The 18,823-nt window shown below is 64.1% G+C and carries 14 protein-coding genes; 6 read left to right on the top strand and 8 right to left on the bottom strand.

Annotated features, from left to right (window positions below; translation table 11 throughout):
- Positions 1-1,611 (top strand): ABC transporter ATP-binding protein, encoded by a 1,611-nt coding sequence (locus N436_RS06930; RefSeq protein ID WP_105946527.1) that lies wholly within the window; start codon positions 1-3, stop codon positions 1,609-1,611.
- Positions 1,612-1,753: 142 nt separating this feature from the next.
- On the opposite strand, the gene N436_RS06925 is transcribed toward N436_RS06930, so the two are convergent.
- Positions 1,754-2,107, bottom strand: coding sequence for a VOC family protein (locus tag N436_RS06925; protein ID WP_105946526.1), 354 nt, complete (start codon positions 2,105-2,107; stop codon positions 1,754-1,756).
- A 129-nt stretch (positions 2,108-2,236) separates the two neighbouring features.
- Here N436_RS06925 and N436_RS06920 point away from each other — a divergent pair, with 129 nt between their 5' ends.
- From N436_RS06920 to N436_RS06905, 3 genes are all read left to right on the top strand, one after another.
- Positions 2,237-2,764, top strand: a complete 528-nt coding sequence (locus N436_RS06920) for a helix-turn-helix transcriptional regulator (protein WP_105946525.1) — start codon at positions 2,237-2,239, stop codon at positions 2,762-2,764.
- A 64-nt stretch (positions 2,765-2,828) separates the two neighbouring features.
- On the top strand, positions 2,829-3,395 hold the full coding sequence (locus N436_RS06915; protein WP_218277648.1) for an HD domain-containing protein: 567 nt from the start codon (positions 2,829-2,831) through the stop codon (positions 3,393-3,395).
- A 278-nt stretch (positions 3,396-3,673) separates the two neighbouring features.
- Entirely contained in the window at positions 3,674-6,604 is a 2,931-nt protein-coding gene (locus N436_RS06905; protein ID WP_110740673.1) for an aminotransferase, read from the top strand.
- A gap of 3 nt (positions 6,605-6,607) precedes the next feature.
- Here N436_RS06905 and N436_RS06900 read toward each other — a convergent pair whose 3' ends face one another.
- Complete coding sequence (locus N436_RS06900) at positions 6,608-7,843, bottom strand: NAD(P)/FAD-dependent oxidoreductase (RefSeq protein ID WP_110740672.1); 1,236 nt, start codon at positions 7,841-7,843, stop codon at positions 6,608-6,610.
- A 78-nt stretch (positions 7,844-7,921) separates the two neighbouring features.
- Between N436_RS06900 and N436_RS06895 the strand changes: the two genes are divergently transcribed.
- Positions 7,922-8,827, top strand: a complete 906-nt coding sequence (locus N436_RS06895; RefSeq protein ID WP_110740671.1) for a LysR family transcriptional regulator — start codon at positions 7,922-7,924, stop codon at positions 8,825-8,827.
- Positions 8,828-8,882: 55 nt separating this feature from the next.
- The gene (locus N436_RS06890) at positions 8,883-10,745 is read left to right on the top strand and encodes an FAD/NAD(P)-binding protein (RefSeq protein WP_110740670.1); all 1,863 of its coding nucleotides are present in this window, start codon (positions 8,883-8,885) and stop codon (positions 10,743-10,745) included.
- 12 nt (positions 10,746-10,757) lie between these two features.
- Here N436_RS06890 and N436_RS06885 read toward each other — a convergent pair whose 3' ends face one another.
- The 6 genes from N436_RS06885 to kdpF all read right to left on the bottom strand — a co-directional run bounded on the left by N436_RS06885 (position 10,758) and on the right by kdpF (position 18,681).
- Positions 10,758-11,453, bottom strand: a complete 696-nt coding sequence (locus N436_RS06885; RefSeq protein WP_110740669.1) for a response regulator — start codon at positions 11,451-11,453, stop codon at positions 10,758-10,760.
- Positions 11,450-14,104 carry a sensor histidine kinase KdpD gene (locus N436_RS06880; protein WP_110740668.1) on the bottom strand — a complete coding sequence of 885 codons (2,655 nt, stop codon included), beginning with the start codon at positions 14,102-14,104 and terminating at the stop codon, positions 11,450-11,452. Before N436_RS06880 ends, N436_RS06885 begins: the two co-directional genes overlap by 4 nt.
- 157 nt (positions 14,105-14,261) lie before the next feature.
- The gene (gene kdpC / locus N436_RS06875; RefSeq protein WP_110740667.1) at positions 14,262-14,813 is read right to left on the bottom strand and encodes a potassium-transporting ATPase subunit KdpC; all 552 of its coding nucleotides are present in this window, start codon (positions 14,811-14,813) and stop codon (positions 14,262-14,264) included.
- Positions 14,814-14,823: 10 nt separating this feature from the next.
- Positions 14,824-16,878, bottom strand: coding sequence for a potassium-transporting ATPase subunit KdpB (gene kdpB / locus N436_RS06870; RefSeq protein ID WP_016711623.1), 2,055 nt, complete (start codon positions 16,876-16,878; stop codon positions 14,824-14,826).
- Positions 16,879-16,887: 9 nt separating this feature from the next.
- Positions 16,888-18,582 carry a potassium-transporting ATPase subunit KdpA gene (gene kdpA, locus N436_RS06865; RefSeq protein ID WP_110740666.1) on the bottom strand — a complete coding sequence of 565 codons (1,695 nt, stop codon included), beginning with the start codon at positions 18,580-18,582 and terminating at the stop codon, positions 16,888-16,890.
- 9 nt (positions 18,583-18,591) lie between these two features.
- Complete coding sequence (gene kdpF / locus N436_RS06860) at positions 18,592-18,681, bottom strand: K(+)-transporting ATPase subunit F (RefSeq protein ID WP_003251485.1); 90 nt, start codon at positions 18,679-18,681, stop codon at positions 18,592-18,594.
- Positions 18,682-18,823 lie beyond the last annotated feature (142 nt).

Here is an 18,823-nt window from a genome sequence, read left to right as displayed (position 1 = left end):
ATGAGTGAACAGAACCTGATCGAAGTGCGCGACCTGGCCGTTGAGTTTGTGACCGGGGACCAGGTCAACCGCGTGGTCGACGGCATCAGCTTCGACATCCGCAAGGGCGAGACCTTGGCCCTGGTGGGCGAAAGTGGCTCGGGCAAGTCCGTCACCGCGCACTCGATCCTGCGCCTGCTGCCCTACCCCCTGGCCCGCCACCCCAGCGGCAGCATCCGCTACGAAGGCAAAGACCTGCTGCAGCAGAACGAGAAGACCCTGCAACGCATTCGCGGCAACCGCATTGCGATGATCTTCCAGGAGCCGATGACCTCGCTCAACCCGCTGCACTGTATCGAAAAACAGATCAACGAAATCCTTCTGCTACACAAGGGCCTGACCGGCAAGGAAGCGACGGCGCGCACGTTGGAGTTGCTGGAACTGGTCGGCATACCCGAACCGCAAAAGCGCTTGAAGGCCCTGCCCCACGAGCTGTCGGGCGGGCAACGCCAGCGGGTGATGATTGCCATGGCGCTGGCCAACGAGCCGGAGTTGCTGATTGCCGACGAACCCACCACGGCGCTGGACGTGACCGTGCAGTTGAAGATCCTCGACCTGCTCAAGGAACTGCAGGCGCGCCTGGGCATGGCACTGCTGCTGATCAGCCACGACCTGAACCTGGTGCGCCGCATCGCCCACCGCGTCTGCGTGATGCAGCGCGGGCAGATTGTCGAGCAGGCCGAATGCGCCACGCTGTTCAGTGCCCCGCAGCACCACTACACGCAGATGCTGATCAACGCCGAGCCCAGCGGGTTGCCGGCGCATAACCCGGTGGGCGCGCCGTTGCTTGAGGTGGATGACCTGAAGGTGTGGTTCCCGATCAAGAAGGGGTTGCTGCGGCGCACGGTTGACCATGTGAAGGCCGTGGACGGCGTCAACTTCAGCCTGCCGCAAGGGCAGACGCTAGGCATTGTTGGCGAGTCCGGGTCGGGCAAGTCGACGCTCGGCTTGGCGATCCTGCGGTTGATTTCCAGCCAGGGCGGCATTCACTTCCATGGGCAGAATTTGCAAGGGCTGAACCAGAAGGCCGTGCGGCCGCTACGCCGGGAAATGCAGGTGGTGTTTCAGGACCCGTTCGGCAGCCTGAGCCCGCGCATGTGCGTGGCGGACATTGTGGGTGAAGGGTTGCGCATTCACGGCATTGGTACGGCGCAAGAGCAGGAGACGGCGATCATTGCAGCGCTGGAGGAAGTGGGGCTGGACCCGCGTACGCGGCATCGCTATCCGCACGAGTTTTCCGGTGGGCAGCGCCAGCGCATAGCCATTGCCCGTGCGTTGGTGTTGAAGCCCGCGCTGATACTGCTGGATGAGCCCACCTCCGCGCTGGACCGCACCGTGCAACGGCAGGTGGTGGAGTTGCTGCGCAATTTGCAGCAGAAGTACAACCTCACCTACCTGTTCATCAGCCATGACCTGGCGGTGGTGAAGGCGTTGAGTCACCAGTTGATGGTAATCAAGCATGGGCATGTGGTGGAGCAAGGGGACGCGCAGGCGATCTTCCATGCGCCGCAGCATCCGTATACGCGGCAGTTGCTGGAGGCGGCGTTTTTAGAGGTGGATACCGTTAGCTAGCTTTTGGGGCTGCTGCGCAGCCCATCGCCGGCAAGCCAGCTCCCACCTCGACCGCGCAGTCTTCAAGACGTGCGCTATCCCTGTGGGAGCCCAAGCACAGGAGCTAAGGATGGGGTACGAATAAAGCTCTCGCCCCTCACAATTATCTTGGACGCGCACGTTCTGACTGCGCAAAAGCCAGGTAGTAACCATTACAGTCACGCACTCCAAACTCCCGCATCCCGTACGGCATGTCCTGTAGCGGCCAGGCGATCTCAGCCAGCCCTTTCACCTGCTCGAAATACTGCGATACATCAGCAACGTGAAAGTAGAACGTGGCCGAAGACCCGGTTGATACCGCCCACAAGTCTTGTTCGGTAAAGACCAGATAGCTGTCTTCGTAGCTCACTCTGATACTCCCCGCGGCGGTCTCAGCCACGTGGAAACCCAGGATTTCCCGATAGTATTCCTGAGTAACATTCAAGTCATTGCAACGAAGCAAGGCTGTGAGCGACATGCGGCCTCCGGCATTGGGCTGTTTGGACCTATCATGGTCCGCTTACAGCTGCTCGTCGACATTGGCCCTTCAGGACCGCACAGCATTGGAGGCTTTCTTGTGACTATCTCACCGTCCCCCATCGGCCCGATGCTCAGGCATTGGCGCATGCTGAACCGGGTCAAGCAGCTGCACGCCGCGCAGATGTTCGGGGTGTGCCAGTCCACCATTTCCCGCTGGGAATCTGGCATTCAGGACGCCGAGCCCGAACAGCGCGCCCGTATCGAAGCCTTGCTCAAGGCCCGCCTCAGCAGCGCTGCCGACCATGCACTGGCGCGGCTTGTATCAGGAAGCTCGCAACCAGTGCACCTGGTATGCGATCTCACCCACCGCCTGTTGGCCTGCTCAGCTCCCCGAGAAGCCGAGTTCCACGTCCCGGTCAGCGAGCTGCTTGGCGTTTCGCTGTGGCCGTTCGCAACAGCGGAAATCGCCAATCAGGAACAGCGCCTAGCCGAGCTGGGCTGGCGAGATAACCTGGCCTCTCCGGCACTGGAGTTCGCCACTGGCACGAACGGTTCTGCGGTGGTGCCCATCCAGCACAGCCTGTGCCGTTGGACGCGGCTTACCCTGTCCGATGGCTCCACCGCCCGACTGGTCGAAACCCTCGCGCATATTTAATGCGTGGACGCAGGCAGGCAGCGAGCCGACTATCTACCTCTGCGATAGCAAGAGGTCACCTGCCGTGCACAATCACAACCTACATGGAAAACTCGAGTTCCTGCGCCAGGCCGAAAAGCTCAAGAGCGTGACCCGCAGTGCCCACACCTCCACGGGCCGGCGTGAAAGTACCGCAGAGCACAGTTGGCGGCTGGCATTGCTGGCACTGGTGTTTGAAGAGGACCTGGGTGATGTCGATATCTGCAAGGTGCTGAAGCTTTGCCTTGTCCATGACCTTGGGGAGGCCTTGAATGGCGATGTCCCCGCCCCCGAGGCTCAGGCCATGCCCGACAAGGGAATGGGTGAACGGCAGGACCTGCTAGCCATCACATCAACGCTGGAACCATCGCTGCAGGACAACATCGTTGCCTTGTTCGACGAGTACGAAGCGGCCACCTCACCCGAAGCCAAAGTGGTCAAGGCGCTCGACAAGATCGAAACCATCTTGCAGCACACCCAGGGCGATAACCCGCCTGGCTTCGACTACGCGTTCAACCTGGAATATGGCCGCCGTTACACGGATGCCATTCCATTCCTGGCCTCCCTAAGGCGTGCGCTCGACGAGGAAACACGCAATTGCATGGCCCGCTAGCACGGTCTTTGTGGGAGCGGGCATGCCCGCGAACACCGGCACAGCCGGTGCCATCCATTGCGTCGCCTGATTCGCGGGCTTGCCCGTTGCGCCCCGGACTGGAATGAAAGCTTGCAGCGGTTTATCCAGTTTTATGAATGGCCAATAATTATTGGCTGCCAATACTTTCCATAATTTGGCGCCATTATCAGAATTACTGACAACAATCGTCTTTCATCATCAGCCAGAAGCGGCATAAATTCTCCACCGTCAACTCCCCGCAGCAACGGTAGAGCCTCATGTCCAGCCCACAGCACCCGTCCGCCTCCCCTGCCCTGACCACGCTGATCAGCCGTTCCGGCCTGCCCAGCCCCTCACTCAGCGAAACGCAGGCACGCGCCGTATTGCAGAGGCACTATGGCCTCGACGGTGACCTGACGGCGCTGGGTAGCCAGCAGGACCTCAACTTCCGTGTGGAGGCACTACAAGGCCGCTATGTGCTGAAGGCCTGCCACGGCAGCTATGCCCAGCTTGAACTGGAAGCACAGCACGCCGCACTGGCCTACCTGCACGAACAGGGCTTGCCGGTACCGGCAGTGCGCCCAGCCCGCAATGGCGAAGGCTTGCTGGCGCTGGACATCGACGGGCAACCCCTGCGCCTGCGCCTGCTCGACTACATCGAAGGCCAACCGTTGACCCGCCTCAAGCACATGCCGCCACGCCTGGTGGCTGAACTGGGCGGGCTTTGTGCGAAGCTGAACAAGGCCCTGGCCAACTTCGACCACCCAGGCCTTGTACGCACCCTGCAATGGGACCCGCAACATGCCGAAGCGCTGATCGATCACCTGCTGCCAGTGCTGCAAGACAGTGCCCAGCGCGCCCGCATCGAGCAGGCCACCCGCCAGGCCAGCGAGCGCCTGCTGCCGCTGGTTGATCGACTGCCGAGCCAGGCCGTGCACCTGGACCTCACCGATGACAACACCGTGTGGGCGCGCGACAGTGAGCGCCAGTGGCAACTGCAAGGGGTGATCGACTTCGGTGACCTGATGCGCACCTGGCGTATCGCCGACTTGTCTGTGACGTGCGCGGCGCTGCTGCACCACGCCGAGGGCGACCCGCTGCGCATCCTGCCGGCGATCAGCGCCTATCAGGTGCTCAACCCGCTGACCGAGGCCGAACTGCGAGCCCTGTGGCCACTGGTGATCAACCGGGCAGCTGTACTGGTATTGAGCAGTGCGCAGCAACTGGCCGTGGACCCCGGCAACCAGTACACCCGCGACAACGTGGCCCATGAGTGGGAAATCTTCGACACCGCCACTGCCGTGCCTTTCGCGCTGATGGAGGCCGCCATCCTGCAAGCGGCAGGCGTGCAGGTCGACGTTCCGGACTTGAACCGTTGCGCCCCCCTGCTCCCCGAACTGGCCGGGCAGGAAGTCACGCGGGTCGACCTGGGTGTACTCAGCCCCCATTGTGAAGCGGGTAACTGGGAGCAACCCGGTTTCGACCAGCACCTGCTGAGCGCGCAAACGGCCCCGGCCTGCACCCTGCACGGGCAGTATCGCCTGTCGCAAACCCATATCGACCGGCCCGAAGAGCCCGCCACCTGCGCCCTCGGCGTTGAGCTGCATGTGCCCAACGGCAGCCAGGTGCAGGCACCCGAAGCCGGCACCTGGCAACGCCATGGCGACGGCCGCGGCTGCCTGCAAACCGCGCACTGGAGCCTGTGGTTGCAGGGCCTGGAAGATGCACCCGCCGATGGGCAGGCGCTGGAAAAAGGCCAGTCGCTGGGCCATAGCTGCGGTTTCCTCAGCGTACAGCTGTGCCTGCCCCCCAACATCCAGCCACCCTTCTTCGCCACCCCGTCCCAAGCCGACGCCTGGCTGGCCCTGTGCCCGTCGCCAGCCGCACTGCTGGACCTGGACTGCGATGCCGAGCCGCTGCCCGACCCACAGGCCCTGCTGGCCCGCCGCGACGCCAGCTTTGCCCGCTCGCAGAAGCACTACTACGCGCAACCGCCACACATCGAACGCGGCTGGCGCAACTACCTGATCGACATGCAGGGCCGCTCGTACCTGGACATGCTCAACAACGTCGCGGTACTGGGCCACGGCCACCCGCGCATGGTCGCCGAGTCGGCGCGGCAGTGGTCGCTGCTGAACACCAACTCACGCTTCCACTACGCGGCCATCACCGAGTTCTCCGAACGCCTGCTCGACCTGGCACCCGAGGGCTTCGACCGGGTGTTCATGGTCAACAGCGGCACCGAGGCCAATGACCTGGCCATTCGCCTGGCCTGGGCCTACAGCGGCGGGCGTGACTTGCTGAGCGTGCTGGAGGCCTACCACGGCTGGTCGGTGGCCACCGACGCCATCTCCACCTCCATCGCCGACAACCCGCAAGCCCTGGAAACCCGCCCGGACTGGGTACACCCGGTCGAAGCGCCGAACACCTTCCGCGGCCGTTTCCGCGGTGCCGACAGCGCCGCCGACTACCTGCAAGACGTCGACGCCAAGCTGGCCGACCTCGATGCCCGTGGCCGCCAACTGGCGGGCATCATCTGCGAGCCCGTGTACGGCAATGCTGGCGGCATTTCGTTGCCGGCCGGTTATCTGCGCGACGCTTACGCCAAAGTCCGCGCCCGTGGCGGCGTGTGCATCGCCGACGAGGTGCAGGTGGGTTATGGCCGCTTGGGCGAATACTTCTGGGGCTTCGAGGAGCAAGGCGTGGTACCCGACATCATCACCATGGCCAAAGGCATGGGCAACGGCCAGCCACTGGGCGTGGTCATCACCCGACGCGAGATTGCCGAAGCGCTGGAAGCCGAGGGCTACTTCTTCTCTTCGGCAGGCGGCAGCCCGGTCAGTTGCCGCATTGGCATGGCAGTGCTGGACGTGATGCAGGAAGAAGGCCTGTGGGACAACGCCCGCGACACCGGACGCTACTTCAAGGCACGCCTGCAGGCACTGGTCGACAAGCATCCGCTGGCGGGTGCGGCGCATGGCTCGGGCTTTTACCTGGGGCTGGAGCTGGTGCGTAACCGCGAAACGCTGGAGCCGGCCACCGAAGAAACCATGGCCCTGTGCGACCGCCTGCGTGAGCTCGGTATCTTCATGCAACCCACCGGCGACTACCTGAACATCCTCAAGATCAAGCCGCCAATGTGCACCACCCGGGCGAGCGTGGACTACTTTGTCGACAGCATTGACCGGGTGCTGGCCGAAGGCTTGTAAGTTTCAAGGCGTGGGCCCGATGGCTGCGGCCCACGCCTCCAGTGCCTCACACGCGGCCATCGCGATCTGTTCATCTGTGCGCCCGCTGAACTGACGCTCAATTGCATCGGCGGCAATCAGCCCGGCGACGGTGGGCTTGCCCACGGCATCGGTCAGGTCCAGCCACTCACCCCAACTGGCAGGCACGTCATACCAGCGCAGGTAGCCGGAGGATGAACTTGGCCACCAGCGCTCATCGAACTGCAAAATCACCTTTTCCAGCTTGCCCATGCCCAAATGCGCCAGCGCTCGTTGTTGGGTTTCAGGTAACTCAGGGGTGAAGTGCATCGTTTTCAACACACCTACGGGGACTGTGCAAATGCAGAAGTCGCAGGTTTCATCATTCACCCTGACGCCTGCGCGTGACCAGTCGATATGGGTTACCGGTGTGTTCAATCGAATGTCCAGGTTTTGCGCCAACACATCGACCAGCTCGCTGTAGCCGCCAGGCAGCATGCGATCGCCATGCCCGACGCCCTCTTCGTCCAACGCGCTGACCGACAGCTGCGTCACCGGCAAACACGCTTCCAGCACAAGGTTGGCATCAATGGCGAACTGCGTGGCCCGCACGCCAGCAGGGTCCAGTGTGGCCATATAGCCGCTGATCGCCTCAGACAAAGGCAACTGCCGGTCAACGCGCTCGATGAAGGCAGCCCAGGCGCCTTCGACATCTGGCAACACTCCGTCACTTGCAGCTGCTAGCGGGCGGCTGAAGTCGGTCTCTATGCAAGCCAAACCTTGGCGCTGCGCAATGGCCGCCAATGGGTTTTCAGCAAAATGTTGAAGCCACGCCGCACCTTCATCGGCCTTCACACTCCCCAGCTCGACTGTATGCGTGCGCCCGCCTGTACGCCCTCGTGCTTCCAGCACAATGCAATCGATACCCTGGCCCCGCAAACGCTGTGCCGCAGCCAGGCCCGCACAACCGGCACCGATCACGATCACCTTGCGCGCCCCGGCCGCCATTGCAGCCTTTGCGGCGCGCTGCCCATCATTCCATGCACCATGAGTCATTGCCGGGGCGCGGGTGTCACAAGCTTCTCCGGCGATGACCAAGCGTTCATGCAGCACTTGGCCCAGGTCATTTCGATGCTGCCGCGTCCCGCCCGGCAACAACGCACTGTAGGCTCCCAGGCTGAACGGGTCTGCACTCCAGCGAGTGACATGCCACGCGGTTGGTCTATGCACGCTCTTCTCCATTGAGGGAACTGTCCTGTACGTGCATTAATGTTCATAATTTCTATCAATAAAAGATGATCATCATCAGGTTTACTGACAATGGCCTTTTCCAGCGATTCCCTGGCAATATTCCTCGCCGTGGTCGATGCCGGCTCGTTCTCCGCCGCTGCGCGCAAGCTGGGCCGCGTACCTTCAGCCGTGAGCATGGCAGTCGCCCAGCTGGAAGCAGAACTGGACCTGGTGCTGTTCGACCGGGCCACACGCAAGGCCTTGCCCACCAGCGCCGCCCTGGCGCTGGAGCCGCAAGCCAGGCAGGTGATCTGCCAGCTCAACCTGCTCGACGCCCAGGCCCTGCAACTGCACAAAGGCCTGGAAAAGCGCCTGACCATCGCCATGGCCCCCGAACTGCAAACCGGCCGCTGGAGCCAACCACTGGAAATTTTGGCCCAGGAGTTCCCCAGCCTGGAAATCGAGGTGCGCTCGGCGACGCAGACCGAAGCCGTTCGCTTGCTGCATGAAGGCAGCGTGCAACTGGCGCTGGTGTTCGAGCGACCCGGTATCGACGAGCGTGAGTCATTCCTGGAAGCCGGCAGCCAATTGCTGGTGGCCGTTGCATCCCCCCGCCACCCCGCCGGGCAGAACAGCGGCACACCGTTGCCCGAAGAGGCCTTTGCCGAACAACGGCAGATCATCGTGGCCTCGGGCAAGGCCACCGGGTCAGACCCGCGCATGGTGCTGTCGCGGCGCATCTGGCTGACCGACAGCTACCTGGCCACGCTGGACCTGGTGCAGTCCGGCCTGGGCTGGGCCTACCTGCCGCAGCCGCTGGTTGAGCCGCTGATTGCTTCAGGTGCGCTGGCCGAGGTGCGCTTCGACAACATGGCCAGCCGCTTGCGCTTGTGGGTAGACATCATCTGGATCAAGTCACGGCCACTCGGGCTGGGCGCAAGGCGCTATCTGGACGCCATGCGCCAATGCTTTGAAACAGAATCCCCGAGGTCCTGACGCAGGCGCAGCTACGCTTCGAACACCACCATGGTTAACCAGTAAGGACACTGACATGACCATCACCCGACGCGACTTTCTCAATGGCGTAGCCCTCACTATCGGTGCAGGCCTCACCCCGCTGCAACTGCTCCAGGCCGCGCCCTCCGGCCGCTACTACCCCCCTGCCCTCAGCGGCCTGCGCGGCAGCCACCCGGGTGCCTTCGAAGTCGGGCACCAGATGGGCTGGGAGAAGAAGGTATTCGACACCGACAACCTGGCGGTGGAGGAGCAATACGATCTGGTCGTAGTAGGAGGCGGCATCAGCGGCCTGTCCGCTGCCTGGTTCTACCGCCAGCAGCACCCGAAGGCCCGCGTGCTGATCATCGAGAACCACGACGACTTCGGCGGCCATGCCAAGCGCAACGAGTTCCAGGCGGGCGGCCAGATGATCCTCGGTTACGGCGGCAGCGAAGCCTTCCAGTCACCCAAGCATCTCTACAGCGCCACAGTGAACGGCTTGCTCAAACAACTGAACGTCGATGTGGACCGTTTCCAGACCGCCTTCGACCGGGACTTCTACCCCAACCTCGGCCTGTCCCGTGGCGTGTTCTTCGACAAAGCCGGCTTCGGCGAAGCCAGGATGGTCAGCGGTGACCCCACGCCGATGGTCGCCGACGACATTGCCCCGGACAAACTCAATGCCCGCAGCTGGCGCGCCTTCATTGGCGACTTCCCATTGCCCGAGGCCGACCGCCAGGCATTGATCGACCTGCACGAAGCACCGAGGGACTACCTGAAGGGTAAGGGCATCGAAGAGAAAGAGGCCTACCTGGCCAAGACCAGCTATCAGGATTTCCTGCGCAAGGATGTGGGCCTGAGCGAAGCTGCCACTCGCTACTTCCTCAGCCGCACCAATGATTTTTCAGCCCTGAGCATCGACGCCGTGGCCGCCGCCGACGCATACGGCGTGGGCTTCCCCGGCTTTGCCGCCATGGGCCTGCCGCCCGTCAGCGAAGAACTGAAAGCGGAGATGGAAGAACCCTACATCTACCATTTCCCCGACGGCAATGCCTCGCTGGCGCGGCTGCTGGTGCGCAGCCTGATACCAGGTGTGGCACCCGGCACCGACATGAATGACATTGTCCTGGCTCCCTTCGACTATGCCAGGCTGGACCTTGCGCAAAACCCGGTCCGCCTGCGCCTGAACAGCACAGTGGTCAGCGTGAAGAACCGCGACGGCGGCGTCGATACAGGCTACAGCCGGGCCGGCCAGTTGCACCGCGTACGTAGCAAGCACTGCGTGCTGGCCTGCTACAACATGATGATCCCCTACCTGCTACGCGACCTCTCCAAGGAACAGGCCCACGCGCTGGCGCAGAACGTGAAGTTTCCGCTGGTGTACACCAAAGTGCTCATTCGCAACTGGCAGAGCTTCATGAAGCTGGGCGTGCATGAAATCTATGCGCCGAACCAACCGTACAGCCGCGTGAAACTGGACTACCCCGTGGACATCGGCGGCTACCGCCATCCGCGTGATCCAGCCCAACCCATTGGCCTGCACATGGTCCATGTACCCACTACCCCCAACGCGGGCCTGGATGCCCGCAGCCAGGCCCGCGTTGGCCGCAGCAAGCTCTACGCCATGAGTTTCGAAGACATGGAGGGCATGGTGCGTGATCAGCTGCAGGCCATGCTGGGCCCGGCCGGCTTCGACTACAACAAGGATGTGCAGGCCATCACCATCAACCGTTGGCCGCACGGTTACTCGTACTTTGCCAACAGCCTGTTCGATGACCAGGAAGCGAGTGAGAAACTGATGAACCTGGCCCGCCAGAAGGTCGGCAATGTTGCCATCGCCAACTCCGATGCTGCCTGGGAGGCCTATGCGCATGCGGCCATTGATGAGGCTTCGCGGGCGGTGAATGAGCTGCGCTGAAATACCGGCCAGTTAATCGACTGGCGCCACCAACCTGTACCCCACGCCCGCCTCGGTAATGATAAAGCGAGGTGCCGTGGGGTCGTCCCCCAGTTTCTGGCGCAGATGCCCGACCACGATCCGCAAGTAATGTGTGTCTTCCACATGGGTAGGCCCCCAGATGTCCTTGAGCAACTGCTGCTGGGTAATCACCCGCCCCGGATGCCCGGCCAACAGCGCCAGCAAGGCATACTCCTTGCGCGTCAGCGCCACCTCGACGCCCTCCAGCGTCACCCGGCGGAAGGCAAAATCCACGGTCAATGGCCCGAAGCTGGCTGCCACCTCCGAACCACCGGTCTGCGGTACCTGACGCAGCAGGGCACGCACCCGCGCCAAGAACTCCTGGATGCCGAACGGCTTGGTCACATAGTCGTTCGCCCCACCATCCAGCGCATCCACCTTCTGCACTTCACTGGCGCGCACCGACAACACCATCACCGGCACCGCACTCCACTCGCGCAGCTCACGCAGCACCTGCTGGCCGTCCATGTCCGGCAGGCCCAGGTCGAGCACCACCAGGTCCGGCTTGCCCAATGCGGCCTGAGTGAGCCCTTCCTCACCGGTTGCGGCTTCGATCACCTTGTAGCCCTGGGAGGCCAGGCTGATGCGCAGGAACTTGCGGATCTGCGGTTCATCGTCGATGACCAACAGGGTGGCGGACTGGCTCATGGGGTTTCGCTTTCGGCTTCAGGTTGAGGGGGCAGTGGCAAGCATAGAGTGATGCCGGTGCCCTGGCCATCGATGCCTTCGCCTACCAGAATCTGCCCGCCATGGGCACCGATCATGCCCTGGCAGATGGCCAGGCCCAGGCCGGTACCCTGCCCGCCACGGTCACCACGGGCGGCGGTGTAGAACATGTCGAAGATCTTCTCGCGGTCGGCCACCGGAATGCCGGGGCCTTGGTCAAGGACGGCAAAACGCAACTGCATGTCCTGCACCGATACGTGGAGTTCAAGCCGACCGTTGGCCGGCGAGAACCGTGCCGCGTTTTCCAGCACGTTGACCAGCGCCTGCTCGATCAGCGCTGCATGCACGAACAGCAGCGGCAGCTCGGCCGGCACGTCAGTGTGCACACGCAACGGGGCGAGCACTACGCGCAGGCGGTTGAGCGCACTGCCAGCGATGTCGCCCGGAGCCACCCAGTCGCGTGCCAGCTTGAGACCGCCGTGGCCCAGGCGGGTCATGTCCAACAGGTTCTGGATGTAGCGGTCGAGGCGCTCGGCCTCGTTGCGGGTGCCTTCCAACAGCTCACGGCGGTCTTCAGGCGGGATGGCCTCGCCCAACGCCAGCAGGCTGTCGATGCTGCCACGCATGGCAGTCAACGGCGTGCGCAAGTCGTGGGAAACGGACGCCAGCAAGGCACTGCGCAACTGCTCGGTTTCGCCATGCAGGCGTGCGGCCTCCAGTTGCTCGGCCAGGCGGGCGCGGGCCAATGCCTGTGCCAGCGGCTGGCCAAGGGCGGTGAGCAGGCGCCGGCGCGGGTCGCTGAGCGGCTGGCCGGAACGCGGGCGTACACCGAGCAGCGCCAGGGGTTGTTCGTCTACCGCCAGCGGCCACCACCACCAGCGGCCATTGGGCAGGGTGTCACTGCCATGGCCGGCGGCCTGGCCATGCTGCCAGGCCCATTGCGCGGCGGCGCGTTCGTTGTCGCTAAAGGCGTGGGCTTCACCACTGGCCACTTGCAGCTGGCCTTCGGCGTTGCGCTCCAGCAGACACACCTGCATATCCTGCCAGCCATCCAGATGCTGGCCGGCGGCATTGAAGACGGCCTGGCGGTCGGTGGCCACCGTCAGCCGGCGCGACAGGTCGAGCAACTGGCTGGTCTGTGCCTGGGTCTCGCGCAGCGCCTGCAGCTGTCGACGCTGGCGGGCGGCCAGGTTGCCGGTTAGTGCGGCCATCAGCAGGAAGAACACCAGGGTCAGCACATCTTCTTCACGCTGGATGCTGAACGAGAAATTGGGCGGAATGAACAGAAAATCGTAAGTCAGGAACGACAACGCAGCACAGGCCAGCGCAGGCCCCAGGCTGCTGCGTACCGCCACCAGCAACACCGCCGCCAGGAACACCAGCGAAATGTTTGGCAACGCCAGCACACTCGAGACCGCCCAGGACAGGCCTGCTGCCATGACGGTGGCCAGTAGCGCCAGCAGGTAATGCCGCCACACCCACACCCGCCGCACCGCCGAACGCGGCGCTTGCGGCTGCACATCGCGGTCCAGCACGTTGATTTCCAGGCCATGGCTCTCACGCAGCAGCCGCGCAGCCACCCCGGCACCGAACAGGCGCCGGCGCAGTCGGTCGCGGGACTGCCCGACCAGCACCAGGCTGGCCCGTCGTTCGGCAGCATGCTGGATCAACGTGCGCGCCACTTCGCCGGCACGCAGCAGCACCACCTCCCCGCCCAGGCGCTCGGCCAGTTGCTGCGCGGCCTGCAGGCGATGGCGGGCGGTTTCGTCACGCAGGCGGCCGTTGTCCACATGCACCATGCTCCAGGGCAGGTGGCGGCGCTGGGCCACACGGCTGGCATGACGCACCAGGCGCTCGGCCTGGTCGTCGCCATCCACGCCCACCAGCAGCCGGCCACGCAAGGCCGGGGCCTCCTGGCCGCGCTGGCGATAGCCATGGGCCAGGTCGGCATCGACCTGCGCGGCGGCAGTCTGCATGGCCAGTTCGCGCAGCGCGGTCAGGTTGGTTTGCGAGAAGTACGCGTCGATCGCGGCCCGCGCCTGCTCCGGTACGTACACCTTGCCTTCGCGCAAGCGTTCGAGCAGCTCACGCGGTGGCAGGTCGATCAGCACCAGTTCGAAGGCTTCCTGCAACACCCAGTCCGGCAGGGTTTCGCGTACGAGCACGCCGGTAATGTCGCGCACCTTGTCGTTGAGGCTTTCCAGGTGCTGGACGTTGACCGTGGTGTACACGTCGATGCCGGCGGCCAGCAATTCCTGCACATCCTGCCAGCGCTTGGCGTGCCGGCTGCCGGGGGCATTGGTATGGGCCAGTTCGTCGACCAGGGCCAGTGTTGGTGCGACCTTGAGCAGGCCGTCGAGGTCCATTTCTTCAAGCGTAACCCCACGGTACTGGCTGCGCAGCAGGGGTTGCTGCTGAAGGCCGGCGAGCAACGCCTCGGTTTCGGCGCGGCCGTGGGTTTCGACAACCCCCGCCAGCACCTGAACACCCTGGCGTTGCTGGGCGTGGGCGGCCTGGAGCATGGCAAAGGTTTTGCCGACGCCGGGGGCGGCGCCGAGGAAGACCTTGAGCCGGCCCCGGCCTGTACGAGGGAGGTTAGCCAGCAGCGCATCGGCGCGGGCGGAATCACTCATGTCTCATCCTTCAGAATCTGCGACGGTCGACCAAAGGGCCTGCTTCGCAGGCCATCGCCGGCAAGCCAGCTCCCACCTCGACCGCAGCAACCTAAAGTCATGTGCAGTACCTGTGGGAGCTGGCTTGCCGGCGATGGGCCGCAGAGCGGCCCCAACATCAGTGGCTCAATTGCTCCAGTGCCTGGTTCAGCGCCAGCACATTGACCACCGGCGGGCCGATCAATGGGTGGAGGGTGGCCTCTTCCACCAAGGCTTGCAAGCGCTCCACCGGCATTTGCCGCGCTGCTGCCACCCGCGGAACCTGATAAGCCACGGCCTCTGGCGGCAGGTGCGGGTCGAGGCCGCTGCCCGAGGTGGTCAGCAACGCCTGCGGCACCGGCCCCTGCTGCGCCAGGTACAGCGTTGCCGCGTCCCCCTTGACCCGCTCGGCCAGCGCCGGGTTACTCGGCGACAGGTTGCTGGCACCGCTGGCCACCGTGGCGTAAGCGCCCGCCGAAGGCCGCGCATGGAACCAGCCATCACCCTTGAATTCCTGGGCGATCAGCGCCGAACCACGCACCTGGCCCTGGTCGTCGCGCACCAGGCTGCCATTGGCCTGTTCCGGGAAGGCGACCTGGGCAATGCCCGTCACCGCCAGCGGATACAGCGCACCCGTCACCAGCGTCATCAACAAAGCCAGGCTCAACGCCGGGCGTACATAAGCATTCATGGCGGCCTCCTCAGACCAGGTTCAGGGCATTGAGCAGCAGGTCGATCAGCTTGATCCCGGCAAACGGCACCACAATGCCGCCCAGCCCGTAGATCAGCAGGTTGCGCCGCAACAGATGCGCCGCACTGGCCGCCTGCACCCGCACGCCACGCAGCGCCAGCGGGATCAGCGCGATGATGATCAGCGCGTTGAACACGATGGCCGACAGGATCGCGCTCTGCGGGCTGGCCAGGTGCATCAGGTTGAGCACGCCCAGCTGTGGGTAGATGGCGGCGAACAGCGCCGGCAGGATGGCGAAGTACTTGGCCACGTCGTTGGCGATGGAGAAGGTGGTCAGTGCGCCACGGGTGACCAGCAGCTCTTTGCCTACCTGCACCACGTCCAGCAGCTTGGTCGGGTCGCTGTCCAGATCGACCATGTTGGCCGCCTCACGCGCGGCCTGGGTGCCGTCGTTCATGGCCATGCCCACATCGGCCTGCGCCAGTGCCGGGGCGTCGTTGGCACCGTCGCCGCACATGGCCACCAGGCGGCCGTCGTTCTGCTCCTGGCGAATACGCGCCAGTTTCTTCTCAGGGGTGGCCTCGGCCAGTACGTCATCCACCCCCGCTTCGGCTGCGATGGCGGCGGCAGTAAGCGGGTTGTCGCCGGTCACCATCACCGTGCGAATGCCCAGTTTGCGCAACTCGGCGAAGCGCTCGCGGATACCCGGCTTGACCACGTCCTTGAGGTGGATCACGCCAAGCAGGCGCTTGTCGATACATACCAGCAGCGGTGTGCCGCCGCTCTGGGCGATGCGCTCCACTTCGCGGGCCAGCGCCGGGGGCATTTCCAGGCGCTGCATGCCGACGAACGCCAGTACCGCATCGACGGCGCCCTTGCGGTAGCGGTGCTGCTGGAAGTCGATACCCGACAGACGTGTTTCGGCACTGAAGGCCACTGCCTCGAACTGCCCCGCAGCCGGTTCGATAAAGTCGTGCAGTTGGCGCAGGTACTCGACAATCGACTTGCCTTCGGCGGTGTCATCGGCCAACGAGGCCAGCAGTGCGCCCTCGCCCAATTCCTTGGCGGTGATGCCTGGTGCAGCATGCAGCGCGCTGCAGCGGCGGTTGCCAAAGGTGATGGTGCCGGTCTTGTCGAGCATCAGCGTATGCACATCACCGGCCGCTTCCACCGCCCGGCCGGAGCGGGCGATGACGTTCAAGCGCACCAGGCGGTCCATGCCGGCGATGCCGATGGCCGACAGCAGGCCGCCGATGGTGGTAGGGATCAGCGTCACCAGCAGCGCGGCCAGGAAGATCAGCGGCAGGCTGCCACCCGCGAAGTGGGCGAACGGCTGCAAGGTCACCACCACGATCAGGAAGATCAGCGTCAGGCCGATCAACAGGATGTCGAGGGCAATCTCGTTCGGCGTTTTCTGGCGCTTGGCGCCTTCGACCAAGGCAATCATGCGGTCGAGGGTCGATTCGCCCGGGTTGCTGGTGATACGGATCAACAGCCAGTCGGAGACCAGCCGGGTATTGCCGGTCACGGCCGAGCGGTCGCCGCCGGACTCGCGGATCACGGGGGCAGACTCACCGGTAATGGCGGCCTCGTTGACCGCCGCGATACCTTCCAGCACCTCGCCGTCGCCGGGGATCATTTCGCCAGCGACTACGCGCACTACGTCATCTTTGCGCAACGCGCTGGCTGCAATGGTTTCGTAGCTGCCATCACGCTTGCGACGCTGGGCGGTCAAGCCTTGGCTACCCGCCTTGAGGCTGTCGGCGCGGGCCTTGCCACGGCCTTCGGCCAGCGCCTCGGCAAAGTTGGCGAACAGCACGGTAAACCACAGCCACAGGGCGATTTGCACGGCAACGCCGGTACTCACGCCACTGCCGGGGGCGAAGCACAGCACAGTGGTCAGCACCGCGGTCAGGGCCACCACCAGCATCACCGGCGAACGTTTGAGCTGGCGCGGGTCGAGCTTGACGAACGCCTGCACCAGCGCCGGACGCCACAGCGCGGCGAAGCGAGTCTGGTCCTTGGCGGTGTGCCGCGCTTTAACTTCAGGAATGGGCATGTTCATGGTCAGTCCTCAGAAACCCAGGCTCAGGTGTTCGGCGATTGGCCCCAGGGCCAGGGTCGGCAGGAAGGTAAGGCCACCCACCAGCAGGATGGTCACCAGCAGCAGGCCGGTGAACAGCGGGCCATGGGTGGGGAAGCTGTTCTGCCCCTGCGGTGCGCTTTTCTTCGCTGCCAGGCTGCCAGCCAAGGCCAGGATCGGCAGGATGTAGCCGAAGCGGCCGATGAGCATGGCCAGGCCGATCATCAGGTTGTGGTACACCGTGTTGGCACCGAAGCCGGCGAAGGCCGAGCCATTGTTGGCCGTGCCCGAGGTGTAGGCGTACAGCAGCTGGCTGAAACCATGCGCCCCCGGGTTGCTGACCGCACCCGCCGGGCCAGGCAGGCTGGCGGCGATAGCGCCCAGCACCAGCACGCCGACCGGCATCACCAGCAGGGTTGCCACCAGCAACTGCACCTCACGGGCTTGCAGCTTCTTGCCCAGGTATTCCGGGGTGCGGCCAATCATCAGCCCGGCCAGGAACACCGCGATCAGCACGAACAGCAGCATCCCGTACAGCCCGGCGCCGACGCCGCCGAAAATCACCTCGCCCACCATCATGTTGACCATCGCCACCATGCCGGTCAGCGGGTTGAGGCTATCGTGCATGGCATTGACCGAGCCGTTGGAGGCTGCAGTGGTGGTGACCGTCCACAACACCGAACCGGTGGTGCCAAACCGGCTTTCCTTGCCTTCCAAGGGGGCCGCCTGTTGCACCTGGGTGCTTTCCAGCGCCGGGTTGGGCTGGTACTCGGACCACAGCGCGGTGCTGCCGCCAATCAGGAACAGGGCAAGCATGCAGGCGAGGATCGCGCGGCTCTGACGCAGGTCCTTCACGTAGTGGCCGAACGTGAACACCAACGCCACCGGAATGAGGATGATCGACGCCACCTCGAACAGGTTGCTCCAGGCCGTGGGGTTTTCGAACGGGTGCGCCGAGTTGACGCCGAAGAAGCCACCGCCGTTGGTACCCAGTTGCTTGATGGCGATCTGGCTGGCGGCCGGCCCCAGCGGAATGGTCTGGTCAGTTCCTTGCAGGGTCAGCGCATGAGCGTAGTCGGCAAAGGTCTGCGGCACGCCCTGCCACACCAGCAGCAGCGCCAGCAGCAGGCACAGCGGCAGCAAGCCATAGAGGGTGGCGCGGGTCATGTCGACCCAGAAATTGCCCAGCGTCGTTGCACTGCGCCGGGCAATGCCGCGACACAACGCGACCAGCACGGCCAGGCCGGTGGCGGCACTGACAAAGTTCTGTACGGTCAGGCCAAGCATCTGGCTGAGGTAGCTGACCGATGCCTCACCACTGTAGGCCTGCCAGTTGGTGTTGGTGACGAAGCTGACGGCGGTGTTGAACGCCAGCGACCACTCTTGGCCGGGCAGATGCTGCGGATTGAGCGGCAGGTAGCCCTGCAACAGCAACACGGCGAACAGCAGCAGGAATCCGGCCAGGTTGAAGGCCAGTAGCGCCAGGGTGTATTGCCGCCAGTTCTGCTCCTGGCTGACGTTCACGCCCGCTAGCCGGTAGCACACCTGCTCGACCGGGCTCAGCAGCGGCGACAGCCAGGTGCGCTGGCCTTCCATGACCCTGTAGTAGAACCGCCCGAGCCAGGGTGCCGGTAGCAGCACGATGGCAAAGAACGCCAGCAGCAAGGCGAAATCGTAACTGTGCATGGCCGCTCCTTAGCTGCGATCGGCGCGCAGCAGCGCCACCAGCAGATAAAACGCCAAGGCCACTGCCAGCAGCAGTGACAGCCCGTCGAGCATGTTCATGAGTGGTTCTCCCCGTGGTGCGGCTTGTGCCGCTATGGGGAAATTGTCTGAGGGAGGGGCGTAAAGGGGCGAGATCGGGGGATGGGGGTGGGTATAAAGAAAGCGTAAAAATCAGGGTTAAGCGTTGCCTGTACCGGCCTCT

Origin of the sequence: Pseudomonas sp. RV120224-01b (assembly GCF_003208145.1) — a bacterium.
In the GTDB taxonomy this organism is placed as follows: Bacteria; Pseudomonadota; Gammaproteobacteria; order Pseudomonadales; family Pseudomonadaceae; genus Aquipseudomonas; species Aquipseudomonas monteilii.
This window is presented reverse-complemented; position numbering and strand designations above follow the sequence as displayed.